The sequence below is a fragment of the Pseudomonas sp. TUM22785 genome, assembly GCF_028198105.1.
GTDB lineage: Bacteria > Pseudomonadota > Gammaproteobacteria > Pseudomonadales > Pseudomonadaceae > Metapseudomonas > Metapseudomonas solani.
The window spans coordinates 2,647,164-2,673,201 of the sequence record NZ_CP116239.1 but is presented as its reverse complement, the minus strand read 5'-3'; the positions used below and the strand labels follow the sequence as shown (position 1 = coordinate 2,673,201).

30 protein-coding genes, 1 tRNA gene and 1 pseudogene are annotated in these 26,038 nt (G+C 65.0%); 17 read left to right on the top strand and 15 right to left on the bottom strand.

The window, feature by feature from the left end:
- Window positions 1–133 precede the first annotated feature (133 nt).
- Together PI990_RS12405 and PI990_RS12400 are read left to right on the top strand one after the other, a co-directional pair.
- Window positions 134–1,087, top strand: a complete 954-nt coding sequence (locus tag PI990_RS12405; RefSeq protein WP_052351453.1) for a DUF4431 domain-containing protein — start codon at window positions 134–136, stop codon at window positions 1,085–1,087.
- Between the two features lie 75 nt (window positions 1,088–1,162).
- Window positions 1,163–1,921 (top strand): substrate-binding periplasmic protein, encoded by a 759-nt coding sequence (locus PI990_RS12400; protein ID WP_271660773.1) that lies wholly within the window; start codon window positions 1,163–1,165, stop codon window positions 1,919–1,921.
- 244 nt (window positions 1,922–2,165) lie between these two features.
- Here the strand turns inward: PI990_RS12400 and PI990_RS12395 are convergent, their stop codons facing one another.
- On the bottom strand, window positions 2,166–3,371 hold the full coding sequence (locus PI990_RS12395) for a PilT/PilU family type 4a pilus ATPase (RefSeq protein WP_021216620.1): 1,206 nt from the start codon (window positions 3,369–3,371) through the stop codon (window positions 2,166–2,168).
- A gap of 158 nt (window positions 3,372–3,529) precedes the next feature.
- On the opposite strand from PI990_RS12395, the gene PI990_RS12390 reads away from it, so the two are divergent.
- Complete coding sequence (locus PI990_RS12390) at window positions 3,530–3,808, top strand: peptidylprolyl isomerase (protein WP_021216621.1); 279 nt, start codon at window positions 3,530–3,532, stop codon at window positions 3,806–3,808.
- Between the two features lie 148 nt (window positions 3,809–3,956).
- Complete coding sequence (locus PI990_RS12385; RefSeq protein WP_031286787.1) at window positions 3,957–5,546, top strand: ABC-F family ATPase; 1,590 nt, start codon at window positions 3,957–3,959, stop codon at window positions 5,544–5,546.
- Between the two features lie 62 nt (window positions 5,547–5,608).
- Here PI990_RS12385 and PI990_RS12380 read toward each other — a convergent pair whose 3' ends face one another.
- The 4 genes from PI990_RS12380 to PI990_RS12365 form a co-directional block, all read right to left on the bottom strand.
- Window positions 5,609–6,826, bottom strand: coding sequence for a winged helix-turn-helix domain-containing protein (locus tag PI990_RS12380; protein WP_271660772.1), 1,218 nt, complete (start codon window positions 6,824–6,826; stop codon window positions 5,609–5,611).
- A 22-nt stretch (window positions 6,827–6,848) separates the two neighbouring features.
- A complete protein-coding gene (locus tag PI990_RS12375; RefSeq protein WP_184489396.1) occupies window positions 6,849–7,349 on the bottom strand; it encodes a DUF3291 domain-containing protein in 501 nt (166 codons plus the stop codon).
- A 23-nt stretch (window positions 7,350–7,372) separates the two neighbouring features.
- Window positions 7,373–8,254 carry a PhzF family phenazine biosynthesis protein gene (locus PI990_RS12370; protein ID WP_271660771.1) on the bottom strand — a complete coding sequence of 294 codons (882 nt, stop codon included), beginning with the start codon at window positions 8,252–8,254 and terminating at the stop codon, window positions 7,373–7,375.
- Window positions 8,255–8,320: 66 nt separating this feature from the next.
- Window positions 8,321–8,551 carry a DUF1127 domain-containing protein gene (locus tag PI990_RS12365; RefSeq protein ID WP_271660770.1) on the bottom strand — a complete coding sequence of 77 codons (231 nt, stop codon included), beginning with the start codon at window positions 8,549–8,551 and terminating at the stop codon, window positions 8,321–8,323.
- Between the two features lie 97 nt (window positions 8,552–8,648).
- On the opposite strand from PI990_RS12365, the gene PI990_RS12360 reads away from it, so the two are divergent.
- Entirely contained in the window at window positions 8,649–9,500 is an 852-nt protein-coding gene (locus PI990_RS12360; RefSeq protein ID WP_043242941.1) for a LysR substrate-binding domain-containing protein, read from the top strand.
- Between the two features lie 87 nt (window positions 9,501–9,587).
- Here PI990_RS12360 and PI990_RS12355 read toward each other — a convergent pair whose 3' ends face one another.
- Window positions 9,588–10,340 (bottom strand): sulfite exporter TauE/SafE family protein, encoded by a 753-nt coding sequence (locus PI990_RS12355; protein ID WP_271660769.1) that lies wholly within the window; start codon window positions 10,338–10,340, stop codon window positions 9,588–9,590.
- Between the two features lie 100 nt (window positions 10,341–10,440).
- Here PI990_RS12355 and PI990_RS12350 point away from each other — a divergent pair, with 100 nt between their 5' ends.
- On the top strand, window positions 10,441–11,394 hold the full coding sequence (locus PI990_RS12350; protein ID WP_021216695.1) for a LysR family transcriptional regulator: 954 nt from the start codon (window positions 10,441–10,443) through the stop codon (window positions 11,392–11,394).
- A 162-nt stretch (window positions 11,395–11,556) separates the two neighbouring features.
- Here PI990_RS12350 and PI990_RS12345 read toward each other — a convergent pair whose 3' ends face one another.
- Window positions 11,557–12,063: an RDD family protein gene (locus tag PI990_RS12345; protein WP_021216696.1), complete on the bottom strand. Its 507-nt coding sequence runs from the start codon at window positions 12,061–12,063 to the stop codon at window positions 11,557–11,559.
- A gap of 152 nt (window positions 12,064–12,215) precedes the next feature.
- Here PI990_RS12345 and PI990_RS12340 point away from each other — a divergent pair, with 152 nt between their 5' ends.
- Window positions 12,216–12,668: a MarR family winged helix-turn-helix transcriptional regulator gene (locus tag PI990_RS12340; RefSeq protein ID WP_271660768.1), complete on the top strand. Its 453-nt coding sequence runs from the start codon at window positions 12,216–12,218 to the stop codon at window positions 12,666–12,668.
- A 149-nt stretch (window positions 12,669–12,817) separates the two neighbouring features.
- Window positions 12,818–13,843 carry an alpha/beta hydrolase gene (locus tag PI990_RS12335; protein WP_271660767.1) on the top strand — a complete coding sequence of 342 codons (1,026 nt, stop codon included), beginning with the start codon at window positions 12,818–12,820 and terminating at the stop codon, window positions 13,841–13,843.
- Between the two features lie 69 nt (window positions 13,844–13,912).
- Here the strand turns inward: PI990_RS12335 and efp are convergent, their stop codons facing one another.
- From efp to PI990_RS12320, 3 genes are all read right to left on the bottom strand, one after another.
- On the bottom strand, window positions 13,913–14,479 hold the full coding sequence (gene efp, locus PI990_RS12330; protein WP_021216699.1) for an elongation factor P: 567 nt from the start codon (window positions 14,477–14,479) through the stop codon (window positions 13,913–13,915).
- Between the two features lie 43 nt (window positions 14,480–14,522).
- A complete protein-coding gene (gene earP / locus PI990_RS12325; protein WP_271660766.1) occupies window positions 14,523–15,650 on the bottom strand; it encodes an elongation factor P maturation arginine rhamnosyltransferase EarP in 1,128 nt (375 codons plus the stop codon).
- Between the two features lie 163 nt (window positions 15,651–15,813).
- Window positions 15,814–16,032: a hypothetical protein gene (locus PI990_RS12320; RefSeq protein WP_021216701.1), complete on the bottom strand. Its 219-nt coding sequence runs from the start codon at window positions 16,030–16,032 to the stop codon at window positions 15,814–15,816.
- Window positions 16,033–16,216: 184 nt separating this feature from the next.
- Here PI990_RS12320 and PI990_RS12315 point away from each other — a divergent pair, with 184 nt between their 5' ends.
- Window positions 16,217–16,438, top strand: coding sequence for a hypothetical protein (locus PI990_RS12315; protein ID WP_021216702.1), 222 nt, complete (start codon window positions 16,217–16,219; stop codon window positions 16,436–16,438).
- Between the two features lie 77 nt (window positions 16,439–16,515).
- On the opposite strand, the gene PI990_RS12310 is transcribed toward PI990_RS12315, so the two are convergent.
- Entirely contained in the window at window positions 16,516–16,983 is a 468-nt protein-coding gene (locus PI990_RS12310; protein WP_184489405.1) for a gas vesicle protein, read from the bottom strand.
- 342 nt (window positions 16,984–17,325) lie between these two features.
- Here PI990_RS12310 and PI990_RS12305 point away from each other — a divergent pair, with 342 nt between their 5' ends.
- Window positions 17,326–17,643 (top strand): hypothetical protein, encoded by a 318-nt coding sequence (locus tag PI990_RS12305; RefSeq protein WP_148304242.1) that lies wholly within the window; start codon window positions 17,326–17,328, stop codon window positions 17,641–17,643.
- Window positions 17,644–17,803: 160 nt separating this feature from the next.
- Here the strand turns inward: PI990_RS12305 and PI990_RS12300 are convergent, their stop codons facing one another.
- The gene (locus PI990_RS12300) at window positions 17,804–18,550 is read right to left on the bottom strand and encodes a hypothetical protein (RefSeq protein ID WP_271660765.1); all 747 of its coding nucleotides are present in this window, start codon (window positions 18,548–18,550) and stop codon (window positions 17,804–17,806) included.
- A gap of 268 nt (window positions 18,551–18,818) precedes the next feature.
- On the opposite strand from PI990_RS12300, the gene PI990_RS12295 reads away from it, so the two are divergent.
- Together PI990_RS12295 and PI990_RS12290 are read left to right on the top strand one after the other, a co-directional pair.
- Window positions 18,819–19,211 carry a DUF3592 domain-containing protein gene (locus tag PI990_RS12295; RefSeq protein ID WP_271660764.1) on the top strand — a complete coding sequence of 131 codons (393 nt, stop codon included), beginning with the start codon at window positions 18,819–18,821 and terminating at the stop codon, window positions 19,209–19,211.
- Between the two features lie 147 nt (window positions 19,212–19,358).
- Window positions 19,359–20,438: a hypothetical protein gene (locus tag PI990_RS12290; protein ID WP_271660763.1), complete on the top strand. Its 1,080-nt coding sequence runs from the start codon at window positions 19,359–19,361 to the stop codon at window positions 20,436–20,438.
- A gap of 75 nt (window positions 20,439–20,513) precedes the next feature.
- Here PI990_RS12290 and PI990_RS12285 read toward each other — a convergent pair whose 3' ends face one another.
- A complete protein-coding gene (locus PI990_RS12285; RefSeq protein ID WP_271660762.1) occupies window positions 20,514–21,080 on the bottom strand; it encodes a DUF4124 domain-containing protein in 567 nt (188 codons plus the stop codon).
- 313 nt (window positions 21,081–21,393) lie between these two features.
- Here PI990_RS12285 and PI990_RS12280 point away from each other — a divergent pair, with 313 nt between their 5' ends.
- On the top strand, window positions 21,394–22,005 hold the full coding sequence (locus PI990_RS12280; protein ID WP_021216707.1) for a hypothetical protein: 612 nt from the start codon (window positions 21,394–21,396) through the stop codon (window positions 22,003–22,005).
- A gap of 29 nt (window positions 22,006–22,034) precedes the next feature.
- Window positions 22,035–22,451, top strand: coding sequence for a hypothetical protein (locus PI990_RS12275; protein ID WP_021216708.1), 417 nt, complete (start codon window positions 22,035–22,037; stop codon window positions 22,449–22,451).
- Between the two features lie 157 nt (window positions 22,452–22,608).
- Here the strand turns inward: PI990_RS12275 and PI990_RS12270 are convergent.
- Window positions 22,609–22,698: transfer RNA gene (locus PI990_RS12270), tRNA-Ser, on the bottom strand.
- A 93-nt stretch (window positions 22,699–22,791) separates the two neighbouring features.
- Window positions 22,792–23,010 carry a hypothetical protein gene (locus PI990_RS12265; protein WP_271660761.1) on the bottom strand — a complete coding sequence of 73 codons (219 nt, stop codon included), beginning with the start codon at window positions 23,008–23,010 and terminating at the stop codon, window positions 22,792–22,794.
- A gap of 199 nt (window positions 23,011–23,209) precedes the next feature.
- Here PI990_RS12265 and PI990_RS12260 point away from each other — a divergent pair, with 199 nt between their 5' ends.
- From PI990_RS12260 to PI990_RS31560, 3 genes and pseudogenes are all read left to right on the top strand, one after another.
- The gene (locus tag PI990_RS12260; RefSeq protein WP_184489409.1) at window positions 23,210–23,899 is read left to right on the top strand and encodes a crotonase/enoyl-CoA hydratase family protein; all 690 of its coding nucleotides are present in this window, start codon (window positions 23,210–23,212) and stop codon (window positions 23,897–23,899) included.
- Between the two features lie 223 nt (window positions 23,900–24,122).
- Window positions 24,123–25,100: pseudogene (locus tag PI990_RS31565) on the top strand (cache domain-containing protein); the annotation flags it as partial.
- A gap of 78 nt (window positions 25,101–25,178) precedes the next feature.
- Window positions 25,179–26,006 carry a methyl-accepting chemotaxis protein gene (locus tag PI990_RS31560; protein WP_371877147.1) on the top strand — a complete coding sequence of 276 codons (828 nt, stop codon included), beginning with the start codon at window positions 25,179–25,181 and terminating at the stop codon, window positions 26,004–26,006.
- The last annotated feature ends 32 nt before the right edge of the window (window positions 26,007–26,038 follow it).

Here is a 26,038-nt window from a genome sequence, read left to right as displayed (position 1 = left end):
GGCAACCCGGCGGCTCCCTGGCACTCGCGAGCCTCACCCGCCCTGCGAACCCCATCACGCTTGGACCAATGGCCAAGGGAATGGCCGTGGCACCGGCGCTACCATGGCCGCTTCACCCCACCTGGAACCCGAGATGGATCTCATCCCCCGTGCCCTGCTCTGCCTGGGCCTCGCCCTGCCCTCCATCGCCCTGGCCACGCCCTGCCAGGAGTTCGAACCCGCTACCGCGCGCCTCGAAGGCAAGCTGGAGCGCCAGACCCACCCCGGCCCGCCCAACTTCGAGAGCGTCGAGAACGGCGACGAGGCACGCACCGGCTTCTACCTGGTGCTGGCCGAGCCCGCCTGCGTGAAGGGCAACGACTACGAGACGGACATGGGCGCCGAGCAGGACGTGCGCCTGGTGCAACTGGTGCTGGACGAAGCCGGCTACAAGAAGCTCGAACCGCATCTGGGCCAGCAGGTGACCCTCGCCGGCCACCTGTTCTCCGCCGAGACCGCCTTCCACTACGCGCCGCTGCTGATGCAGGACGTGCAATGGCTGGAGGACCAGCCGACCGCCAGCGCCGACTGCGAAGCCCTGGCCGCCAAGGCCAACGACGCTGTCGGCTTCCACCCGCCCTGGTGGGGCACGGTGAAGGGCGAAGGCCGGCTGCACTTCCACAGCGCGCCGGACAAGGCCTGCACCATCCCCGGCCTGTTCATCATCCCCGGCGACGGCGTGACCATCTACGCCGCCGAGAACGGCTGGATGCAGGTGATGTACATCAACGCCAAGGGCGAGGACTTCAGCGGCTGGGTGGAAGAAAACCGCCTGGACGCCGCCCCGTCGCGCAGTGAAGGCGACGACCAGCCCGAACCGGCCGCCAGCGGCCAACCCGAGGACGTCACCACCTTCGCCGACCGCTACGCCAACTGCGAGCACTTCCTCGGCGAGGAGCCCTACGACGCAGAGCGGGCCAAGGAGCTGGCCCAGGCCGTGGAAGAACTGTGCACCGGCATCGACGCCCAGCTCGACGCCCTGCGCCAGCGCTACAAGGACGATGCCAGCGTGACCCAGGCCCTGGCCGGCTACGAGAAGGTGGAATGACCCCTCCGCCGCGTCACCCCGACGCGGCGGCAGCCTCTCCTATACTCCTGGCGTCGCCCTGAAACGGACCCCACCGTGCTCGCCAGAACCCTGTGCTTCGCCGCCCTGCTCTGCTGCGCCCTCCAGGCCACCGCCCGGCCCCTGCAGGTCGACCTGTACCTGCCCGATGCGCCGCCGCTGACCATGCTGGAAGCCGGCAACAGCCACGGCATCGTCGGCGACGCCACCCTGCTGGCGCTCAAGCGCGCCGGTTACCAGGTGCGCATCCTCGTCGCGCCCTGGGCACGGGCGCAGAAGCGCACCATGGAAGGCCGCGACATCCTCGTCATCCCCCTGTCGCGCACACCGGATCGCGAAGCCTCCTACACCTGGGTCGCACCGATCATGGAGTTGCAGCGCGCCTTCTTCACCCTGGACGAGCCGGTGAAGGACTTCGCCGAGGCTCGCGCCCGCTACCGCCAGGTCGGCGTCGGCCTGGGCACCGCACAGAACGAGATCCTCCGTCGCGAAGGCTTCGACGGCGGGCAAATACGCTCCCTGGTACTGGGCGACAAGCCTGCGCAGCTGCTGGAGATGGGGCGCATCGACGCCTGGTTCACCGGCGTCCCCGAGGCGCTCTACATCTGGCCCAAGGTCTCGCACCAGCGCCTGCGCATGAGCCCGCCCCTGGCGGCCACCGACCTCTACCTCGCCTGCTCCCTGGCCTGCAACCCGCAACTGGTGGACGACCTGCGCAAGGCCATCGAAGCCCTGCGCACGGACGGCAGCCTGAAGCGCATCCAGGCGCGGTACCTGAAGGACGCGCAGCCGCTACTGGAACAACAGGCTCCGTAGGTCGGGTGCAACCCGACATGAGCCCATGCAAGCCTCGCGGGTTTCACCCGCCCTACGGATGGGCAGAAGAGTTCAGAGCACGCACACGCCCAACGAAACTCCACCCCCATCGTAGGAGCGAGCTGTGCTCGCGAAGCCCTTTCCAGAGCCCCGGGCTGAAGCCCGGGCTACAGGCCTCGACGACCCGGTAGGTCAGGTGCAACCCGGCACGGATGCGCAAACACATCGCGGGTTGGCGGCGTGGTCAGTAGTGCTTGCCGGGGTCTTCCGGCGGCGGATCTTCTTCGGGCAGGTCTTCGAGCTTGAGTTCCAGACCCCAGCTGGCGGCATCCTGGGTCGGCGTGGCCTGGGGCGTCGGTGCGGGAGGCGGGGTCGGTGCAGCGGCGGTGGGCCGGGTGCCGGGGCCGTCGCGGTGCAACTTGAGCTTGAGGCGCAGGTTGTTGGCCGAGTCGGCGTTCTTGATCGCCTCCTCTTCCTGGATCGAACCCTCGATCACCAGATCGAACAGCGCCTGGTCGAAGGTCTGCATGCCCAGGGCCTTGGATTTCTCCATGATTTCCTTGATCGAGCTGAAATCGCCGCGCTTGATCAGGTCGCTGATGGTGGAGGTGCCCAGTAGCACTTCCACCGCCGCGCGGCGCTTGCCGTCCGAGGTGCGCACCAGACGCTGGGAAACGAAGGCCTTGAGGTTGTTGCCCAGGTCGTTGAGCAGTTGCGGGCGACGTTCCTCGGGGAAGAAGTTGATGATGCGGTCCAGCGCCTGGTTGGCGTTGTTGGCATGCAGGGTGGAGATGGCCAGGTGACCGGTGTCGGCGAAGGCCAGGGCGTGTTCCATGGTCTCGCGGTCGCGGATCTCGCCGATCAGGATCACGTCCGGCGCCTGGCGCAGGGTGTTCTTCAGGGCGGCGTGGAAGCTGCGGGTGTCCACCCCCACCTCACGCTGGTTGATGATGGACTTCTTGTGCCGGTGCACGTACTCCACCGGGTCTTCGATGGTGATGATGTGCCCGCCGCTGTTGCGGTTGCGGTAGTCGATCAGCGCGGCCAGGGAGGTGGACTTGCCGGAGCCGGTGCCACCGACGAAGAGCACCAGGCCGCGCTTCTCCATCACCACCTTGAGCAGGGTTTCGGGCAGCTTCAGGTCTTCGAACTTGGGGATGTCCAGCTTGATGTTGCGCGCGACGATGGAAACCTCGTTGCGCTGCTTGAAGATGTTGATGCGGAACCGCCCGATGTTGGGCAGGGAGATGGCCAGGTTCATCTCCAGCTCACGGTCGAATTCACCGCGCTGCTCCGGGTCCATGATGGATTCGGCGATACGCGCCACGTCGCCCGGCTTGAGCGGGTCGGTGCCCAGCGGCTTGAGCACGCCGTTGAACTTGGCGCAGGGCGGCGCGCCGGTGGAAAGGTAAAGGTCCGAGCCATCCTGGGAGGCCAGAACCTTGAGCATCGAGGGGAGATCCATGGGAGCGAACGTCCAAAGGGCATTTCGAATAACGGTAGGCGAATTTCGCCCGGCTTCCTGCGCGTGAACGCGCAACCGATGAACTGTATGGGCGCGCCGCGCGCTGGCACAATGAACGGCTCCACAAACCACGAGGAAATCCCATGGCCAAGGCCCTTGCCCGCCACATCCTGGTCAAGACCGAGGCGGAAGCCGAACAGATCAAGCAGCGCCTGGCCAAGGGCGAGGACTTCGCCGTGCTGGCGAAGAAGCACTCGCTCTGTCCCTCGGGCAAGCGCGGCGGCGACCTGGGCGAAGTGCGCCCCGGGCAGATGGTGCGGGTGATCGACCAGGTGATTTTCAAGAAGCCGGTGCGCACCATCCATGGCCCGGTGAAGAGCCAGTTCGGCTACCACCTGGTGCAGGTGTTCTTCAGGGAGTGATGGGCGGTACCCCGCGCGGGCGGGTGAAAACCGGCGCTCGCCCGCTAAACCGACGCGCCGCCGACAACCGACTCCCCGCCCCGCCCGCAAAACCGCTACAATCGCGCCCTTTTGCGCGTCAGCGCCCCAGCCAGCCCAGGATTCAACCGTGATCTCCACCGCCAACATCACCATGCAGTTCGGCCCCAAGCCGCTGTTCGAGAACGTTTCCGTCAAGTTCGGCAACGGCAACCGCTACGGCCTGATCGGCGCCAACGGCTGCGGCAAGTCGACCTTCATGAAGATCCTCGGCGGCGACCTGGAGCCTTCCGGCGGCCAGGTGATGCTCGAGCCGAACGTGCGCCTGGGCAAGCTGCGCCAGGACCAGTTCGCCTATGAGAACTTCAGCGTCATCGACACCGTGATCATGGGCCACGAGGAACTGTGGCGGGTGAAGGCCGAGCGCGACCGCATCTACTCCCTGCCGGAGATGAGCGAGGAAGACGGCATGGCCGTGGCCGAGCTGGAGACCGAGTTCGCCGAGATGGACGGCTACACCGCCGAATCCCGTGCCGGCGAGCTGCTGCTCGGCCTGGGTATCCCGCTGGCCCAGCACTTCGGCCCGATGAGCGAAGTCGCTCCCGGCTGGAAGCTGCGCGTGCTGCTGGCCCAGGCGCTGTTCTCGGACCCGGAAGTGCTGCTGCTGGACGAGCCGACCAACCACCTGGACATCAACACCATCCGCTGGCTGGAAAACATCCTCACGGCGCGTAACAGCACCATGATCATCATTTCCCACGACCGCCACTTCCTGAACAGCGTGTGCACCCACATGGCGGATCTGGACTACGGCGAGCTGCGCCTGTTCCCGGGCAACTACGACGAGTACATGACTGCGGCGACCCAGTCCCGCGAGCAACTGCTGGCCGACAACGCCAAGAAGAAGGCGCAGATCGCCGAGCTGCAGACCTTCGTCAGCCGCTTCTCCGCCAACGCCTCGAAAGCCAAGCAGGCCACTTCCCGCGCCAAGCAGATCGACAAGATCCAGCTGGCCGAGGTCAAGCCGTCCAGCCGCGTCAGCCCGTTCATCCGCTTCGAGCAGCACAAGAAGCTGCACCGCCAGGCGGTGACCGTGGAGAAGCTGGCCAAGGGCTTCGAGGACAAGCAACTGTTCAAGGGCCTGGACCTGCAGATCGAAGCCGGCGAGCGCGTCGCCATCATCGGCCCCAACGGCATCGGCAAGACCACCCTGCTGCGCACCCTGGTCGGTGAAATGACCCCGGACGCCGGCAGCGTGAAATGGACCGAGAGCGCCGAGCTGGGCTACTACGCCCAGGACCACGCCCACGACTTCGAAGACGACGTCACCCTGTTCGACTGGATGGGCCAGTGGACCCAGGGCGGCGAGCAGCTGGTGCGCGGCACCCTCGGCCGCATGCTGTTCTCCAACGACGAGATCCTCAAGTCGGTGAAGGTGATCTCCGGTGGTGAGCAGGGCCGCATGCTGTTCGGCAAGCTGATCCTGAAGAAGCCCAACGTGCTGGTGATGGACGAACCCACCAACCACCTGGACATGGAATCCATCGAGGCGCTCAACCTGGCGCTGGAGAACTACCCGGGCACGCTGATCTTCGTCAGCCACGACCGCGAGTTCGTCGGCTCCCTGGCCACCCGCATCATCGAGCTCTCGGAGACCGGCGTGACCGACTTCAGCGGCACCTACGACGACTACCTGCGCAGCCAGGGCGTGATCGTCTGACGCCCCGCTCCGCCCCATGAAAAAGCCCCGCCGATGCGGGGCTTTTTCTTGCCTGCGCGCCCCTAGCCGGGGAGCCCCGCCAAGGCGGCGCGCAGCCGCTGGGTGCCGGGGCGCTGGCAGGTGATGGCCACCGCCTCCAGCCCCAGCCAGGTGGCGAGGCTGCGCAGCTGCTCGGCCAGGGCCTGGATGCCGGCCTCGCTCAGGCCCCGGGGCTCTTCGTGCAGGGCATGCACCGCGAGGCGGTCCTGGGCGCGTTCGGCGCGCAGGTCGACCCGGGCAGGCAGGCGTTCGTCGTGCAGGAAGGGCAGCACGTAGTAGCCGTACTGGCGCTTCTCCGCCGGGGTGTAGATCTCCAGGCGGTAGCGGAAGTCGAACAGGCGCTCGGTGCGGGCGCGCTCCCATACCAGCGAGTCGAAGGGTGAAAGCAACGCACTGGCGCGCACCTTGCGCGGCACCGTCGGCTCGCCGATGCAGTAGCCGGGTTGCTTCCAGCCGCGCACCGTCACCGCCTGCAGGTCGCCGTTCTCCACCAGCTCGGCGAGGGCCTGGCGGCTGTCGGCCGGGTCCAGCCGGTAGTAATCGCGCAGGTCCTTCTCGGTGGCCACGCCCAGGGCCTGCGCCGAGTGCAGCAGCAACTGGCGGATGGCGGCGTCTTCCGGCAGTTCGACAGCGTTGAGCAGGTCCGCCGGGATCACCCGCTCGGGCAGGTCGTAGAGGCGCTCGAAACCCCGACGACCGGCGACCGTCACCTCCCCCGCGGCGAACAGCCATTCCATGGCGTGCTTTTCGGCGCTCCAGTCCCACCAGGGGCCGGCACGCTCCTGGCGGGTGCTCAAGGCACCGGCACCCAGGGCGCCCTGCTCGCGCACGGCGGCGAGCACGCGCTGGATCACCTCCTGCTGCTCGCGACCGAAGCGCGCCATCTGCTGGTAGATGCCCCGCCCCTGGGCCGCCCGCTGCATGCGCCAGCGCAGCGCCGGGTAGAGGTCCAGCGGCAGCAGCGAGGCCTCGTGGCCCCAGTACTCGAAGAACTCGCGACGGCGCGGCTTGCCCCAGGCCAGTTCGTCCAGCAGCTCGCGCGGGTAATCGCCCAGGCGCGAGAAGAACGGCAGGTAGTGCGAGCGCACCAGGGCGTTGACCGAGTCGATCTGCACCACGCCAAGACGCCCGGCCAGCGCACGGACGTGGCTGGCGCGGATCGCGCCACGGGGCGGCCGCATGAAGCCCTGAGCGGCCAGGGCCAGGCGGCGGGCTTCGGCGGCGCTGAGTTCGAGGGCCATCGGCGGGGTCCTGGCAGCGGGGTCAGCCCAGGACATTAGCACCCGTCGCGGCGGCTTTCCCATCGTTCGGCACGGGCGCCGGCGGCGGGAAGGGATGGCGGAAGGTGAAGGCCCGTGGCCCCGGCCCCTGCTCACGCAGCAGGGCCAGGCGTTCGGCGGCTTCCCGGGCATCGGGGCGATGCCCGGCAGGCACCCACCAGCACACCAGGTGCGCTTCGCTGATGCGCGCGAACCACTCGTTGCGGCGCTTGAGCATCTCGGTGTGGGCGCCACGGTAGGTGAAGTCGCGCAGGGATTCCATGTCCCGCCAGACCGAGAGGTTGACCAGCACGTCGTCGCCGAAGGGGCGGATCGCCGTGGCGTCACCGCCCTCGTCCTCCAGGCGCCATACGTAGCCGGGCGACGCTTCCGCCAGGCCATTGATGCGCGCCAGGTTGGCGACGAAATCGGCCATGCCGGGGGAATCCAGCGGCGCGGTCATCAACGCGATATTCAGTTGTGCCAGTTCGAAGGCCGGGGCCATCGGGGTCTCCTTTCCGTGTGGCGTCAGATATCGAGGGTCAGGGTGTGCATCACCTGGGCGTTGCCGCCAGCCATCAGGCGCTGGATGCGGCCTTCGCCGTCCAGGTCCAGGTCGACGGTGATCAGGCTCGGCGAGGCCGGTTGCATCAGGTAGCCCTGTTCGATCAGCAGCTGCGCCCCGGGCAGGCCCATGCGGTCGTGCAGGTAGCAGGCCAGTGGCCCGGCGGCCATGCCGGTGGCCGGCTCCTCGGGGATGCCGAAGCGCGGCGCGAACATCCGCGCACCCGCCACGCGGCCAGGTTGGCGGCTGTCACGGGAGAAAGCGTAGAAGCCCACCACGTCCAGTTCCTCGCTGATGCGCTCGAGGGCTTCCAGGTCGGTGCGGATGCTCGCCACATCGGCTTCGCTGCGCAGGGGCACGACGACGAAGGCGACCCCGGTGCTGACCCGCGACGGCAGCAACCCCTCGGCCAGTTGCCCAGGCTCCAGGCCCAGGGCCGCGAGGCTTTCCGCCAGCAGGCGCGAGCCCTGCTCGACGTCCTGGTACTGCGGCGCGCGCTGCTCCATGAACACCCGCTCGCCCTCGATGAAGATGTCGCGGTTGCCGTCGATGGTTTCCTTGTTGCTCCAGCCCTCGCCGACCCGGCCCAGCTGGCGCAGCAGCGAGAAGGTGGCCACCGTGGCGTGGCCGCAGTGGGGGATCTGCCGGTTGGGGGTGAAGAACTCCAGCTTGAAGGCAGCCTGCCCCGAGTCGGAGACGAAGGCCGTCTCCGACAACCCGAGCTGGGCGGCGATCGCCTGCTTCTGCGCCGCGCTGAGCGCATCGGCACCGACCACTACACCGGCGGGGTTGCCACCCTGCCCGCCATCGACGAACGCATTCACGATCCTGACTTCGACTTGCATCGCTTTTCCTTGTTGTTGTGTGGGTGTTGCGTGAGTTCATTGTTGCCGGGGGTAGCTGCGTGGGGTTCATTTGCCCAGCGGGTCGTCCCAGAAAGGCCGCTCGCTTTCCTGCATCACATCGCCCCGGGTCAGGCCCAGGTCCTTGAGCATGGCATCACTCAGGCTGGCCAGCTCACGGCGCTGGCTGTACAGCTGGTACCAGCGCAGCAGGCGGGTACCGAGGGAAAGATGGGAGCCACGAACGACGGGCCGGTGGGTGGGGTGCAGCGTGCCTACGAAACCGAATTGACCTTTCATCGCGTCGCCCTCCTTGTGGGGTTGGCGCCAGTTTCCCGCGACGCTTATGATCAATCCAACGAATGTTTCTTATGCATTGCATCTCAGGAATTGATGAATGAGCTACCCCGCCATCGACACCGAACTGCTGCGCACCTTCGTCGCCATCGCCGACAACGGTGGCTTCACCCGCGCAGCGGAAGTGGTCAACCGCACCCAGTCGGCCGTGAGCATGCAGATGAAGCGGCTGGAAGAGGACGTGCTGGAACGCACGGTGTTCGAGCGTGACGGCCGCCAGGTGCGCCTGACCGCCGAGGGGCAGATATTGCTGAGCTATGCGCGGCGCATCCTCAAGCTGCACGGCGAGGTGATGACCACCCTGCGCGAACCGCACATGGTCGGCTCGGTGCGCATCGGCACCCCGGACGATTACGTGATGCGCTTCCTGCCCGGCATCCTTTCGCGCTTCGCCCAGTCCTACCCGCTGGTGCAGGTGGAGGTGCATTGCGAGTCGTCCTCGCAGTTGCTGCAGCGCCAGGACCTGGACCTGTCCATCGTCACCCGCGAGCCGGGCACCGAGATCGGCCAGTTGCTGCGCCAGGAGCGCTTCGTCTGGGCCGAGGCCATCGGCTTCAGCCCCCACGAGCAGACCCAGTTGCCGCTGGCGATGTTCAACACCGACTGCTTCTGCCGCGCCTGGGCCTGCAACGCACTGGACGCCATGGAGCGCCCCTACCGCGTCGCCTACACCAGCCCGAGCCTGTCGGCGATCATGGCGGTGGTCAGCGCCGGCCTGGCGGTGACCGCCCAGTTGCAGAGCCTGATCACCACCGACATGCGCATCCTCGGTGAGGCGGAGGGGCTACCCACCCTGCCCGCCTGCAGCATCGTGCTGGTGCGCAACCCCCGCAGCAGCTCGCCGGTCACCGAGACCCTGGCCGAGCACATCGTCGAAGGCTTCCGCCTGTAGCTCCGGTAGCGGACCATCGGCGGGCATTCTGCGCTTGCGTAACGCCCGTCCTGCCCACGTCACGCACAGCGCCCGCTTCGAGGTCGATCACTCGAACGCCAGCATCACCGCACACACCAGCAGGAACACGCAGAATGCCGTGCGCAGCACCCGTTCCGGCAGGGCGTGGGCCAGGCGCACGCCCCAGCTGATGCTGAGCAGGCCGCCGACAGCCAACGGGATGCCCATCGCCCAGTCGACGTGGTGGTTAAAGCCGTAGGTGGCGAGGGTCACCGCCGTGCTGGGCGCGGCGAGGGACAGCGACAGCCCCTGGGCAACCACCTGGGTGGTGCCGAAGACGCTGGTCAGCACCGGCGTGGCGACCACTGCACCGCCCACGCCGAACAGGCCGCCCATGGCACCGGCGAAACCGCCGAGCGCGCCCAACCAGGGCCAGGGGTGGCGCAACTCGGCACTGGTGGCGGCCTTGGCCATGAACATCCGCGCAAAGTTGTAGGCCGCCAGCACCAGCAGGAAGGCGACGAAGGCCAGGCGCATGTTCTCCGCCTCGATGCGCACCGCGAACAGCGAGGCCAGCCAGGCACAGCCGAAGCTGGTCACCGCCAGCAGCAACGCGTAGCGCGGGTCGATGCGGTTGCGCTGGTGGTAGCGCCATAGCGCCAGCAGCACGTTGGGCACCACCATCACCAGCGCGGTGCCCTGGGCCAGTTGCTGGTCCAGGCCGAAGAACACCCCCAGGGCGGGAATGGCGATCAGCCCGCCACCGATGCCGAACAACCCACCCAAGGTGCCAAGAGCCGCACCGAGCACCACATTCAACGCAATTGCCAGCAGGTCCATAACGCCTCCGTTCCGATGACGCGCATGCTACGCAGCGGCGGCTACCACGGAAACGCACAGCAGCGCACAATGGCTTTGCGAAATCCGCATAGGCACCCTCATGAACCCCGATGCACTGACCGACCAACTGGCCCTCTTTCTCGATGTACTGGAAGCGGGCAGCTTCTCCGCCGCCGCCCGGCGCCACCCGCTGACACCTTCGGCCGTGGCCCGGCGCATCGACGCCCTGGAGCGCGGCCTCGGCAGCGCCCTCTTCACCCGCAGCACCCACGCGGTGCGCGCCACCCCGGCAGGCCTGGCCTTTGCCGAGCGGGCAAAACGGATACTCGCCGAACTGCGCCTGGCACGTGCCGAGGCCGTGTCCCTGAGCAGCGCGCCGGAGGGGTTGATCCGCATCGATGCGCCCGCCCCGTTCGGCCGTCGCCACCTGGCGCCGGCCATCGCCGAATTCCTCGTCACCTATCCAGGCCTGGACGTTCAGTTGCGGCTGATCGACAGCTTCATCGACATGCACGGCGCCCACCTGGGCGAGGTGGACCTGGTGCTGCGCATCGGCCCGCTGGCCGACACCCGCCTGGTGGCGACGCCGCTATCGCCCCTGGTGCGCGTGCTCTGCGCCAGCCCCGATTACCTGCGCCGACGCGGCGTACCGAGCGACGCCCGCGAGCTGACCGAGCACGACGGCCTCGACTGGGATGCCCTCGCACCGCCCTATGCCTGGCGCTTCGAGGTGGAGGGCCGCGCCCAGGTGATCCGCCCCCGGCGCATGCGCATGACCGCGAACAACGCCGAAACCCTGCTGTTCAGCGCCGTCGCCGGCCTGGGCGTCGCCCACCTGCCGACCTGGCTGATCAGCGACTACCTGCTGCGCGGGGAACTGGTGCCGCTGCTCTGCGAAAACGGCTTGCCCGCTCCGGAACCGAGCGGGATCTACGCCCTGCGCCTGGAGGGCGAAGCCAGCTCGCGGAGCCGGCTGTTGCTGGAGTTTCTCAAGAACCGCTTCGGCCCCGTACCGCCCTGGGACCTGGCCCTGAGCGGGCTGGGGCAGTCTTGAGGGTACGGTGCGGCAACGCCGGCGAAACGCTTCGCGAGCAGAGCCCGCTCCTACCGATCCAGGGCAGAGCGGGCAAGCGCCGCAACGTAGGATGGCGTAGAGCGCAGCGAAACCCATCACCACAGAATAACCGCCCGGATCAAAGCCCGGGCGGCCGCGCCATCAGTTGGGCAGTTGCACCACGCGGGTGCTGGCGGTCAGGTCGTGCAGGCAACGGCGATCCGCGCGGAAGATGAACAGGTAGTTCGCCAGCAATATCAGGCCGCCGATGATCGGGATGTAGGCGACCAGGCCCCAGAGCAGGTAGCGCTTGAGGTACATCGTGATCCACTCGGGCTTGTTGCCCTGCAGGTCGACGATGGCGAGCTTGAGCACGCGCTTGCCGACGGTCTGGCCGTAGTTCTTCAGGAAGTGCCCGTTGATCGCCAGGAACACCACGATACCCACCAGCGAACCCAGCGCCTGCTGGCCGAAGCCGGGCTGCACGCCCTCCATGAGCCCATCGTAGACACCCAGCAGGTAGCTGATGGGGATGGTGACGCACAACAGGATCAGCCCGTCGATCAGCGCGGCGCCGAAGCGCGAGCCGCGGGCGGCCAGCGGCAGGCCGGTGGCTTCGTGGGTCAGCTCCGCCTGGGGCGATTGGTAGGGGTTCTGGGCATCGGTCATTTACAGCTCTCCTTGCAGGGGTCTAGCCGGCAATTCTGGCTGCTGCGCACGGCGGCGCAAGTCCCAGTGCGCCGGAATGAGAACCGGTCAAATTTTGCTCACGAAAGGCTTGTGCGCTAAATTACGTCCATTCCCGCCCCCAGGAGGCCGCCATGAATACCCCGCTGGAACGTTGCGACGATCTGCTGCTCGATAACCAACTGTGCTTCGCCCTCTACTCCACATCCCTGCTGATGACCAAGGTGTACAAGCCGCTGCTCCAGGAACTGGGCCTGACCTACCCGCAGTACCTGGCGATGATGGTGCTCTGGGAAGGCGACGGCATCACCGTGGGCGATATCAGTGCCCGCCTGTTGACCGACCCGGGCTCCCTCACGCCCCTGCTCAAGCGCCTGGAAGCCGAAGGCCTGATCACCCGCACCCGCAGCAGCGCCGACGAGCGCGTGGTGGAGCTGCACCTCACCGAGAAAGGCCGCGCCATGCACAAACAGGCCCAGCGCGTGCCCGCCTGCATCCTCGCCGCCAGCGAGATGGACATCGCCGGCCTCGGCCAACTGAAGGACGAACTGGTGAGCCTGCGCAGGAGCTTGCAGAAGGCCGTGTGACGGCCTTATTCCCATCTGGCTGAGCGCTATTCGTTTTTCTTCTGAATAAATACCTTGCGCGCAAACTAAATGATCGATAACGTTCGCTTCACGCACTTAGTTAGCGCGCAATATTTTACGAAACCAAACGAATTCAGCGGAGAATCACCATGAACACTCAGCGCATCGCCACCCTCCTCACCGGTAGCCTCCTCGCCCTGTCCATCGGCAGCGCCTTCGCCGCCGGCAGCCCCGGCGTCGAACACAACACCCAGGCCTTCCTCGAAGCCCTCGAAGCCGGCAACGGCAAACCGCTGGAAACCCTCGCGCCGAAAGATGCCCGCGCCGTGCTGGTGGGTGCCCAGGCCGGGGTCAAGGTCGACCTCTCCGGCACCCGCGTCGAGAACAAGACCATCAGCATCAAGGGCCAGCCCCTGGAGCTGACCATCGTCCGCCCCGAAGGCGCCAAGGGTGACCTGCCGGTGTTCATGTTCTTCCACGGCGGCGGCTGGGTGCTGGGCGACTACCCCACCCACGAGCGCCTGATCCATGACCTGGTGGTGAACTCCGGTGCGGTGGCCGTGTACGTGAACTACACCCCCTCGCCCGAAGCCAAGTACCCCACCGCCATCAACCAGGCCTACGCGGCGACTAAATGGGTGGCCGAGCACGGCAAGGACATAGGCGTCGACAGCTCGCGCCTGGCAGTGGCCGGCAACAGCGTCGGCGGCAACATGGCGGCAGTGGTGGCGCTGATGGCTAAGGAACAGGGCACCCCGAAACTGCGCGCCCAGGTGCTGCTGTGGCCGGTGACCGACGCCAACTTCGAGACCGACTCGTACAACCAGTTCGCCCAGGGGCACTTCCTCACCAAGCCGATGATGCAGTGGTTCTGGAACAGCTACACCACCGACCCGAAGCAGCGTGCCGAGATCCACGCCTCGCCGCTGCGAGCCACCACCGAGCAGCTCAAGGGCCTGCCGCCGACCCTGATCCAGACCGCCGAGTTCGACGTGCTGCGTGATGAAGGCGAAGCCTACGCCCGCAAGCTGGATGCCGCCGGCGTCGAAGTCACCGCCGTGCGCTACAACGGCATGATCCACGACTACGGTCTGCTCAACGTGGTCAACCAGGTTCCGGCGGTGCGCTCGGCCATGCTCCAGGCCGGCGCCGAGCTGAAGAAGCACCTGCAATAACCGCGACGGTTGAATCGCAGGCAACAAAAAGCCCGGCCTAGGCCGGGCTTTTCACATCTCGCGAAAGGCTTAGGCCTTGACGCGGGATTTGTACTCGCCGGTGCGGGTATCGATCTCGATGGAGTCGCCGATTTCGCAGAATGCGGAAACCTGCAGCTCGGCACCGTTGTTCAGGCGAGCGGTCTTCATCACTTTGCCGGAGGTATCGCCACGCACGGACGGCTCGGTGTAAGCGATCTGGCGAACGATGGTGGTCGGCAGTTCAACGGAAATGACTTTCTCGTTGAAGAAGATGGCTTCGCAGACGTCGGTCATGCCGTCTTCGATGAAGGTCAGTACGGCTTCCAGATCGTCTTTCTCGATCTCGTACTGGTTGAATTCGCTGTCCATGAACACGTACAGCGGATCGGCGAAGTAGGAGTAGGTAACTTCCTTGCGATCCAGGATTACCGGTTCCAGCTTGTCGTCGGCCTTGTACACGGTCTCGGTGGCGGAACCGTTGAGCAGGTTCTTCAGCTTCATCTTGACGACTGCGCTGTTACGGCCGGACTTGTTGAACTCGGCTTTCAGGATGACCCAGGGGGAGCCATTGATGTTGGCAACCTGGCCAGCGCGGAACTCTTGAGCGGTTTTCATACGAATATCCGATTTGGATGAGTGACAAAAAACAGGCCGCGTATCATATCCAATTTGTATAAAAATGCACCAGCCCCGCAGCCAGATCCCGCCGCCCCGCCTGCAAGCCGCACCATTGCTCGGCGTGAACCTGCAGTTGGGCCTCGAACGGCTGCAGCGCCAGCCAGGCGGCGCCCATGTCGCCGCTCTGGTTCCAGGCGCGCCAAGCCGCCAGCAACGCCTGCGCCGGGGCATCGTCCAGGCCGGCGACATAGAGCGCGAGGAAGGCCTCGAGCTTTTCCAGGTGGACGCCCTCTTCCTGCTGGTAGATGTGCCAGAGCAACGGCCGGCCGGCCCATTGGGCGCGCACGAAGGAATCCTCCCCACGCACGGCGTTGAAGTCGCAGCACCAGAGCAGGCGGTCGTAATCGTCCTGGGGCATGAAGGGCAGCACCTGCACGGACAGGTTGCCGCGCTGGCCCTTGGCGCCGACGGCCAGTGAATCGACACCGAGCCAGCGCGCCACATCGCCCAGTACACGGCCTTCCGGCACCAGCAGCTGGGTTGGCCGGGACTCCCCGGCCAGCGCGTCGAGCCAACCGGGCAGCGCCGCGTTCTCGTAGGCGAACAGGGAGATCAACCGGGCACCGGCAACCCGCTCCACGCCAAGCGTTCGCAGGAAGTCAGCCTGGCCGGCGGCATCACTGCGCAGTGCGTTGCGTCGTTCGATCAGCCCGCGCTCGCGCAGCAGGCCGCCGGTGCCTTCGCTGAAGCCGGGGAAGAAGAAGAACTTCTGCAACCCACCGGGCTGCGGGGATGGCAGGCCGTGAAAGCTGCCGACCCAGTCTTCGGCACTGAGGTATTCCAGGTTCAACCAGAGCGGCGCCCTGTCGCGTGCGGCCATGGCATCTATGTAGGTGGCGGGCAATTGGCAGGCGAACGCCTCGATCACTGCATCCGCAGGCTCCACCGGCTGCCACTCGGTCGCCCAGCGACGCACCTCTACGCCCTGGCGCAGCTGGCAGTCGGCCGCCGCGTCGGCATCCGGGCACAGGCGCGCGAAGGCGGCCGGCTCGTCCACCCACAGGCGCACCTGCAAGCCATGCTCGGCGGCCAGCTGCCGTGCCAGGCGCCAGGTCACGCCGATGTCGCCGTAGTTGTCGACGACGCTACAGAAAATATCCCAGTTCACATGGGGGCTTCCGCGATAAAAGCCGGCAGTTTACCTGCAGCCGGCCCGGGCGGAAAAAACAAGGCCCGCCAAGTGGCGGGCCAAAGGGGGGTGCGGGATGGGCACCAGGAATAAACGGGCAGCCCCACGCTGCCAAAATGCGCCGGAGCAGGCGCAAGAAACCTCAGGCGGCCATGGCCAGGAAACCCTTGTGGCGCTTGGCCATTTTCGCCATCTCCAACTCCCAGATGGCCTTGCTGGCGCTGGCCATGTCCTGGGTGGTGTAGGGGCCGGATTTGCGCTGGCCGTCGATCACCACGAACCAGCAGGCGAGATGCCCTTGCGCTCGCAGCGCCTCGGGGACTGCACTTCCAACCAGGGACATGATGTCGATATGTGGCATGGCGACCTCCTTAACTCTGTTGGGAGCCACTTTATGGGGGCCTGGCGCGGCTTTGAAATCAGTCGTCTCGATAGTGCTTATGGATAAGCGCAATCACAGCCGGCATCCCGTTCGGGAAAATCGGCAAAACCAATTCCCGCCCTGCCCGTCTATTGGCAAGAACACCCCCGGCAAGGAGGAAGACATGAACGGGCACAACCGCTACGAGATCATCTACAAGGAAAACGGCAGCCCACGCGCCTTGATGGTCGAGGTGGATTACCAGCCGTCCAGCGCCGACATCTACGGGTTGCTGATGGAGAAACACGGCATCCCCTTTACCGGGGAGCCGCGGGACAACGGCGACTACCTGCGCATGACGGCCGAGAAGGGCATCACCGACGTCGCGGTGCGGCGCAAGTACTGAAAGCAACGAGGATTAGAAGCAAGAAGCCCCGGTCGATGCCGGGGCTTTTCTATTGCTGTACGACTTCCGCGCAGTGATCAGCTCAGGGTGCCGAGGTTGAAACCGGTCACCGAAGCGAGGGTGCCGCGCCACAGCGTCAGCCCGGTGCAGGTCAGGCCACCGGCGGCATAGACGTTGACGTTCTTCAGGTGGATGTACTGCGGTGGCAGCAGCTTGGGGTCGTCGCCGGTGGTTTTGGTCATCACCCCGATGTTGGCGAAGGTGGCGCGGATCTCCTCCCTGCCCTCTTGGGGCCAGGAGTTGGCGTATTCGTCGGCGAACTCGGCGAAGTAAGTCTCCACGGAAATGAGCGTGCCGCTGATCATCCCCGCCCCGATGGTCAGCGTGATCCCGACCTCTACACCCAGGTCGTTGGCCTGACGCACCAGCATCTGCAGGAACCAGTCCATGCTGCGGCCCGTCCACTCGAAATCCTTGGCCTTGCTCAGGTCATACTCGGGCAGGGCTGCGGGCTCCTGCTTGGCGAGTTTGCTTGTATCGCTCATGTGTCCGTCTCCGTGGCGTTGTGGCTTTAAACCATAGGGTTATAGCACGCGCCTTCGTTGGACCCGCTACGCCGCGCAGGAGTTGCGGCCATGTGCCAGGTATGTAGGGGATCTAGGGGTCACCCCTAAGCCGTGTAAGAGATTGCCGACAAGTGGTTAAGAAATGAGCTAGCTATCACCTAGCCATCACCGTACACTTGGCGCCAAGTTCATGGCGAACCTGCTGGCGTAGCGCCCCCTGCAACGCAGCGTTCAATCAATCCAAGGAAAGCAATCCAAGCTGTCAGTTGTGACTCGACCAGGAAGGCCGATCACCGTCAGCTTCACCGTCGAGCAGTCGGAATGAGTACGGCCTTCAAGCGCTCCATCTTCGCAGCGTTAATGATCACCAGTGCTTTTTTCTCCACCACCAGCAATGCCGGCCAAGCCGTTGGAAACATGGGCGTCAGCTTGACGATCTCCAGTTCCTGCGCGGTCGACAGCGGCTATGACGCCAGCTCCCGCTCCTACAGCGTGACGCGTCAATCCTGCTCCAAGGGCGGTGAATACCAGGTGCGCACCGAGCACGCCAACGGTCACAGCGAAACCCTCGCCGACCAGGCCGTGACCCAGGTCAGCGGCGACGCCAAAGGCGACACCCGCGTAACGCTCTACTGGTAACAGCGATGCTTTCCTAGGGGTTCCCCCTAGCGCCTCTTTGCCATCATTTCTTGCCTGGCCAGCCCATGGATGCCCCGGGCACTCACTCAGGGCGCTTCTTGCCGGGCCAACCTGACAAAAAAGCCCGGCACTTGGCCAGGCTTTCTTTACAGGCGCTGAATCAGTTCTGGATCATCTCTTTGCCGGTCGCAGTGATGGAGTACGACGCCATCGGCGTAGTGCCCTGGAACAACTCGACCACGAAGGTGAAGTTGGCCCCCTGCTTGGCGTCGCTGACGAAGTTCGGTGCAATATCCTTCAACTGGAATTGCCCTGTGGTCGTCAGCCCGGTCTTCATGACCGTGGAGTTCCCACCGTTCAGGTAAGACGTGGTCTTGATGGCGTAGTTGCGGGAAGGCGCCGTCCAGTTGGTGTTCAGGTTCACGCGCAGCTCTCCTGGCTTGCCCACCGGGCGAGCCAGCTCCACGAACATGTGCTGGAAGAACTTGACCGAGTTCGAAACCCCCGGCGAAGAAGTGATTGAACAGCCGGCAACGGTCCCGTTGTCCTTGGTGAAGAAGTTATAGGGCCTGATGGGCGGCGCAGCACATCCCACCATCCCATCCTTGAGCAGTTCGATCTTGAACTGCTGGATGGTGCCGATCTTGGTGACGCTTGTAACTACGTAGGGAGGCTCCCAGCCGTGCAGTTCCTGGGGCTTCGGAATGATCATCCCCGAGTATGGCGTTTCATACTTGATCGCCTTTCCGGTCGGGCAGCCACCGGTGGGAATGGCTTCCTGGACCGTCAGATACCCAGCAGGCCGCGAGATGTTCTCGCACTGGGTCTTGGTTGCAGCAGTCGCCGTGGCAGCGACGCCCATAGCTGCAGAGATAATTGCTAGACGCGCAATCATGCGGGTTTTCATCAATAACACTCCTTGTGGTAAAGATCCCTCCGGATCCGTGTCTGATCCTGACGAAAGCACTCTAGCACGGTACTTTCAGGCGACTTGAGTACCCTCTGGCAAAGCAAAATCCAACCAGTTGGCAAGAATCGAAACACGCGCTGAACAAGGATTACAGCAACTCGCACGGACTCACCCGGGAGGGAAGCGCTGACAGAACGCACCTTGCACAACACATGCTCGCTCTGTAAAAGCGCCCCTCTGCAGCTCCCTCTCAAGGAAGAGACCCATGAAGATCAACAACCTCCTCGGCAGCGCCATCCTGGTCGCCGTCGTCTGCTACGGCACCTTCCACCTGATAAGGGTGCAGTCCTGGCCGGAAACCCAAGGTGTCATCAGCGGGGCGACCGTCGGCAAGCGGACCGATCACGAAAACAATCGCCTGGTCAGTTATTACTACCCCAGCTTTACCTACACCTATGAAGTCGACGGCAAGCACTACCAGGAGAAGGGCCGCACCCAGGAAGAGTCGACCTTCTATTCCGATGCCCAGCGCAAGATCGCGGATTTCCCCGACGGCACTCCCGTCCGCGTCAAGTACAACCCCGACGCCCCCGAGAACTCGGAGCTGGCGACAGCGCGACTGGCACGGCAGAAACAGCGCCTGTTCGGCCTGCTCTAGCCCACTCGCTCCGATGTACTAGTACACCCCCAAGCGTGAGCTGGTTGGCGTAACGTAACGGCCACCGCCGCTATGCTCGGCTGCCCCGACTATTCCCCGCCCCTTTCAAGGCGGAATTTCCAGGACCGCATCCAGAAGGAACGCCCCATGAACAAAGGACTCCCCTGCCTCAGCCTTCTCGGCCTGGCCCTGCTCAGCGGTTGCGTCGCCCGGCCCTCGCTGATCGACCAGCAGAACCAGTACACGCAGGATGTCGAAGCCCAGGCGCGCCTGTTGCACGCCGCCACCGACGACCTGTTCGAAGCAGCGATGGCCAGCGGCATGGCGATAGTCGTCACTACCACCGTCAACCTCGACAGCCAGCAATACAACTTCGAGAACAATGACGACACGGTCCGCTTCGAGAAGCTGCGCACCGCCACCGCCGTGTGGCGCAATAGCACCAACCCCGACAGGCAGCTGTTCGTGGGCAACAACATGCAGGCCGAGAAGATCGGCGCCCACGGCTCCCACTACCAGACCGTGTTCGGTCGCACCCTCTACCAGATCTACATCGTCGAGCCCGGCCATTACGACCTGGTCGGCAGCCTCTACAACTCGCCGCGCACCAGCACGCCCAACCCGCGCACCAACCAGGACATCAAACCCTCGACGCTGGGCCAGGTGACGCTGGTGGAAAAGGAATTCACCGAGTTCGACCGCGGCCAGCGCTGGCAGGATGCCCAGTACCGCACGGAAACGGTGAACCAGAGCTACTGCGCCGCCGTGCGCGTGGTCAGCGGCGAATGCGTGAGCTGGGGCAACAACTCCTACGATGTCACCAACCAGACCGCCGCCGCCGGCTGGGTTTCCAGCGTCAGCGCACGCAAGGTGGCGAGCGTCGAAACCCACAGCGAACTGAAGAAGGCCTTCGCCTCCTTCGATGTCGCCCCTGGCGAGGCCATCGTGGTCGACGGCTTCTACCCCGAAGCGCCCAACGTCGGTTTCGAGGAGAAGGACTGCCGCCGCACCGCCAACGATAAGCTCGAGTGCGAACTCTCCGCTCTTTATATGGTGCGCATCCCCACCGGCCTGCAGGAGTTCCGCGGCGCCACCGATCCCTCCAAGTACGGCTACATGAAGATGAGCAAGGCCCTGGCCAACCTGCAGTACCGCCCGGTGAAGCTCAACGCCAAGCCGGTGAAGGATGAAACCATCTGGGGCGAAACCTACGTGCTCAAGCGCTGAGCTGACGGCAGGCCCTGAAACGCAAAAGCCCCCTGGAGTCCTCGACTCCAGGGGGCTTTTTCATACACGCGAAGATCAGCGCTTGATGAAGGTGTACGGCGGCCGCTTGAACAGCGACTGATCCGGCAACAGCTTCAGGCTGCCCGCCTCGACACCGAGCAGGGTGTACTCGGAACGCTCCGTAGCCTCGCGCTCCCCATTGCCCGAGAAGCCGTCCTTGAAGGTGTTGCGGGTCACCACCCGCAACGTGTCGCCCTTCAGCTCCCAGGTCCCGGCCGAGCGCCCGGTTCCCATGCTGTCGACCAGGGCGCCGGCAAAGCTGCCGTCGGCCTTGAAGGTCCAGTCCAGCGTTTCTTCATCGTTCTTCATGTACCAGCGCCCGACGATATCGGCGCTCTTGAAGGCCGAAGGCTCCGCAGGCGCGGCTTCGGTGGTCTGCTTCGCAGCCGCTTCGGGCGCCTTCTCGGCCGGAGACGCCGCCGCCCCCTTGATCTGCTCCGCCCCGCTCGGCGGGGGCACGTTGCCGAACTGCACCTTGCCGTTGGCATCCACCCATTTGTAGATCTGCGCCCCGGCCACCACCGGTAGCCCCGACAACACCATCACTGCGGCGAGCGCCGCCAGCCATGTCCCTGAAACCACGATGCAGCTCCCGATGTACCCATGAGTGAAGCACCGACCGGCGCCCATGACTGAAACCGAACATGCCCAAGCAGGCATGGCAGTTTCTGGGTTGCGTCACCAACCGGCAACCCATACAGCAGTGACCCCACGCGAAAAAACCGGCACTGCGCCACAGGCAGGTTGCGACAGGGCGCACAACCTGCCTGACAGCAACGCGCCACTAGCTCATGCGCCCTATTCAAGTCGCCACGAGCGCTCGCTAACGTCCGCGCTTTGCCGTGCAAGGGGCTGGGCTCTCCAGTTGCCAAGCGGCCCTTCATGGAAGACACGCATGAACATCAAGAACAAAGTCGTACTGGGCGTATCGCTGGCACTGCTGCTGATCCAGGTCCAGCAGTCGGCGATGGCTGCTGACTGGTGGGTGATCTTCGGCACCGGCGACCAGCCCAACCGTGACCTCTTCTACGCCGACGGCGCCTCCGTCGCCGAACTCAAGATGGAATCCGGCCAGGCAGAACCCGCCCGCTCCGTCACCGTGGTGCAGATATTCGAAACCGCCGACGCCCCCGACTTCGTCGCCTACGACCTGCAGTTCCAGTGCAACAAGCGCCTGCTGAAGGTCAACACCGTCACCGCCTACAACCGCTCCGCCACCGCCTCCACCCTGCCGGCGCCCAAGGGCTGGAACCCGGTCCCGCAAAGCTGGATCGACCGCTCCTACGACTTCGCCTGCAAACCCGACGGGCGTGAAGCCAACGCGATGATGCGCCTCGGCAACACCACCGCCGACGTCCTCGCCACCGTCACCCGCACCAAGATGTGGGGCATCACCCGCCCAAGCGCCTATGAAGAGAACCACGGCCCCAACGCCGTGAAGAACAGCAGCCAGGGCGTCCTGCGCGACCTCGACCTCCTCCTGGGCAACAAGCCCGCCAATCCCTGACGGGCAGCCAGGCCCCAGGAGACAGACAAATGAAAGCGCTACGGATACTCGCCCTGGCCTGCCTGCCGCTCGCACTGGGCGGCTGCATCCAGATGGACACGCTCCCCGAGCTCTACGCCGCCAGCCAATGGAAGGGCCGCTCCGCCGAGGAAGCCATCAACTTCTTCGGCAAACCGGACCAGATGAACCCCACCGGCACCGGTGAAGTCGTGCTCAGTTGGTACAGCGACACGTCCTACTACCAGAACGAAGTGGTCGGCACCTCGTCGGAGCAGCAAGGCAACGTCATCGTCACCACCAACTACTGGGACAACGTCCACCACCCCAACCGCTGCATCATCACCATCACGGTCGACAAGTCGAAGACCATCACCGCCTTCGAGGCCGACGACGGGCAGATGCTGCTGTCCCACGGCTGTGCGCAGATCGAGTTCGGGCCGCCGTAATAGACGTAACGACCGGATACCTCAAAAGCGCAACCCCTGGCTCCACCGGAGATCAGGGGTTTTGGTTTCTGGGGATGCGGGGTGTGTAGACACTATTTCAAGGGCAAACAAAAAACCCCTGACTCTTTCGAATCAGGGGTTTTCTGTATACGGAAAGTGGCGGTGAGGGTGGGATTCGAACCCACGATACGGTTTCCCGTATACACACTTTCCAGGCGTGCTCCTTCAACCGCTCGGACACCTCACCGGAATCTCTCCGAGGCGTCAGCCCCGTCGAGGTGCGCTAATTTAGTGGAGTGTTTTCCGGAATGCAAACATTTTTTTGAGAATTTTCATGCGCTCATGGAGAACGGGGCGAGTCGCCGTCCTGGCCGTTGCGGTAGTCGTCGAATTTGAGGCTGCCGAAGAAGATGAAGCCGAAGGAAACGAACACCCCGGCGACGAATAACAGGAGCACGCCGGTGGGGTTCTGCAGGGTAGCGCTGTTGGCCACGAGCAACGAGCCGAGCAGCAGAACGACGGCGAGGATGATGCTGGCGCTGTGGGCGGATCGGTCCATGGGAGCTCCTTTCGACAATGGAGGCGAACTTACCGGCCTCCCGCGGCCCCGCCCAATTGTCCCTGCCCATCACCCCCATAGAGAACGCCTTATAGGGAGGAAACGCCCGGCCCGCCTGACTTGTCAGTCAGTCAAAGCGCTTTACCTGAATCCTGCGCCTGAGTAGTGTCTGCCCCATTCCACAACAAGGACCCCTGCCATGAGTGAGCTGATCTCCTACCAATTCGAAGACGGCGTCGCCACCCTGACCCTTGCCAACGGCAAGGTGAACGCCATTTCCCCGGACGTGATCGCCGCCTTCAATGCCGCGCTGGACCGCGCCGAGCAGGACCGCGCCATCGTCATCCTCACCGGCCAGCCGGGCATCCTCTCCGGCGGCTACGACCTCAAGGTAATGACCTCCGGCCCGCAGAACGCCGTGAACCTGGTCGCCGCCGGTTCCACCCTGGCGCGCCGCATGCTCGCCCACCCCTTCCCCATCATCGTTGCCTGCTCCGGCCACGCCGTGGCCAAGGGCGCCTTCCTGCTGCTGTCGGCGGACTACCGCATCGGCGTCGAGGGCCCCTTCAGCATCGGCCTGAACGAGGTGCTGATCGGCATGACCATGCACCACGTAGGCATCGAGCTGGCCCGTGACCGCCTGACCAAGGCCGCATTCCAGCGCTCGGTGGTCAATGGCGAGATGTTCGACCCCAAGGGCGCCCAGGAAGCCGGCTTCCTAGACAAGGTGGTGCCGGCCGAAGAACTGCTGGCCACCGCCCAGGCCGTCGCCCAACAGATGAAGAAGATCAACTCCACCGCCCACAAGAACACCAAGCTCAAGGTGCGCAAGGCGCTGCTGGAGACCCTGGACGCCGCCATCGAGCAGGACAAGCAGCACCCGCTCTGATCACACCGTCCCCTGTAGAAAGCCCGGCCCCGTGCCGGGCTTTTTCATTTCCGCCTCCTGCCTCGCTGTAGCCGCCTAGACTCCCATCCCAGACGAGCAGCAGAAATTTCCGACAAGTGATGGCACTTTGCTTCGGACAAGCTCGAAAAGCTGTATTACTTTTAAGCCATGACGCCGGGCACGGACGGAAGGCATCAGGCATTTCACTCGCCAGGAGCTCCGCATGAAGATTGCCCACAAGGTCAGCCTTGCCGCCGCTGCAGTACTCTTCCTCACCACCGCGCTCCTGTCCCTGGCCCAGGTCAGCCAGGTCCGTAGCACCCTTCGCGCCCAAGCTGAATCCAGCATTTCCGAATCCAGCAACGCCCTGGCCCGCCAGATCGAAAACTGGTTGAACGCCAAGCTGCGCCTGCTGGACCTCATGTCCCAGACCATCGACAGCAAATACAGCCCCGAGGAAACCCAGCGCGTCGTCGATTCGACGATGCTGAAGAACGAATTCATCCTGGTGTTCGGCGCCCTCGAAGCCGACGGCAAGCCAATCAAGAACGACCCCTCCTGGCAGCCCAAACCCGACTGGGACGGCCGCCAGCGCCCCTGGTACGCCACTGGCAAGGCCGGCAGCCAGGCCGTGCTCACCGAGCCCTACGTCGACTCCACCACCGGCGAGATTCTCATCTCCGCCGTTGCCCGTATCACCGATGCCGGCAAGTTCCTCGGCGTGATGGGCGGCGACATCCGCCTGAAGACCGTGGCCGACGCGGTCAACACCCTGGACTTCAACGGGGCCGGCTACGCCTTCCTGCTCAGCCGCAACGGCAACATCATTTCCCACCCCGACACCAAACTGAACGGCAAGCCCTACAGCGAACTGTTCGGCGGCAAGAGCCCGGCCCTGAACAAGGACCTGCAGGAAATCGACACCGGCGACCAGCAACTGCTGGTGTCCTTCACCCCGCTGCCCAACCTCAAGGGCATGGACTGGTACATAGGCGTCGTGCTCGACCAGGGCAAGGTGATGGCCGAAGCCAACGCCCTCAGCTGGCGCGCCGTGGTCGGTACCGTGCTGGGCGTGATCATCAGCCTGGTGCTGCTGGGCGTACTGATGAAGAGCGTACTGCGCCCGCTGGATGCCCTGGGTGACTCGCTGCACGAGATCAACAGCGGCCAGGGCGACCTGACCAAGCGCCTGCCGGCCGCCGGCAACGACGAAATCTCCCTGGTGGCCCGCGAATTCAACAGCTTCCTGCAGAACCTGCAGACCCTGATCGGCGACGTGATGGGCAGCTCCCAGCAAGTGCGTGGCAGCACCGACCTCACCTCCAACGAAGCCGGCCAGGCCGCCAACCGCCTGCAGGTGCAACTGATGGAGCTGGACCAGCTGGCCACCGCCATGCAGGAAATGGCCTCCACCGCCGAGGAGGTGGCGCGCAACGCCCAGGCCGCCGCCCAGGCTGCGCTGGCCGCCAACGAGGAGACCGAGAACGGCGTCACTGTGGTCTCCCGCTCCACCGAGGCGATCAAGCAGCTCGCCAACGAGATGGACGACACCGGCCAGGCCATCAACGAGCTGGCCAAGCTCAGCCAGAGCATCGAATCCATCCTTTCGGTGATCACCAGCATCGCCGACCAGACCAACCTGCTCGCCCTCAACGCCGCCATCGAAGCGGCGCGGGCCGGCGAGTCCGGCCGTGGTTTCGCGGTGGTGGCCGACGAGGTGCGCTCCCTCGCCTCGCGTACCCAGCAGTCGACCCAGGAAATCCGCCAGATGATCGACCAGCTGCAGACCGGCGTCCGCCAGGCCGAGCAGCGCATGCAGCAAAGCCGCGACACCGCCAGCAAGACCGCCGACGATGCCGGCGCGGCCAACGACATGCTCGGGCGCATCCGCGATGCCATCAACCGCATCAACGACATGAACCTGCAGATCGCCACCGCCGCCGAGCAGCAGAGCGCCACCACCGAAGAGATCAACCGCAACACCACCAACATCCGCGACATCAGCCACGAGGTTGCCGGCGGTGCCGAGCAGCAGGTGCGTCAGTGCGCGGTGATGGTGGAACAGGTCGGCCAGCAGGACAGGTTGCTCAGCCGCTTCAAGATCTGACCCGGGCAGGCCGCGCATGAAGCGCGGCCGCT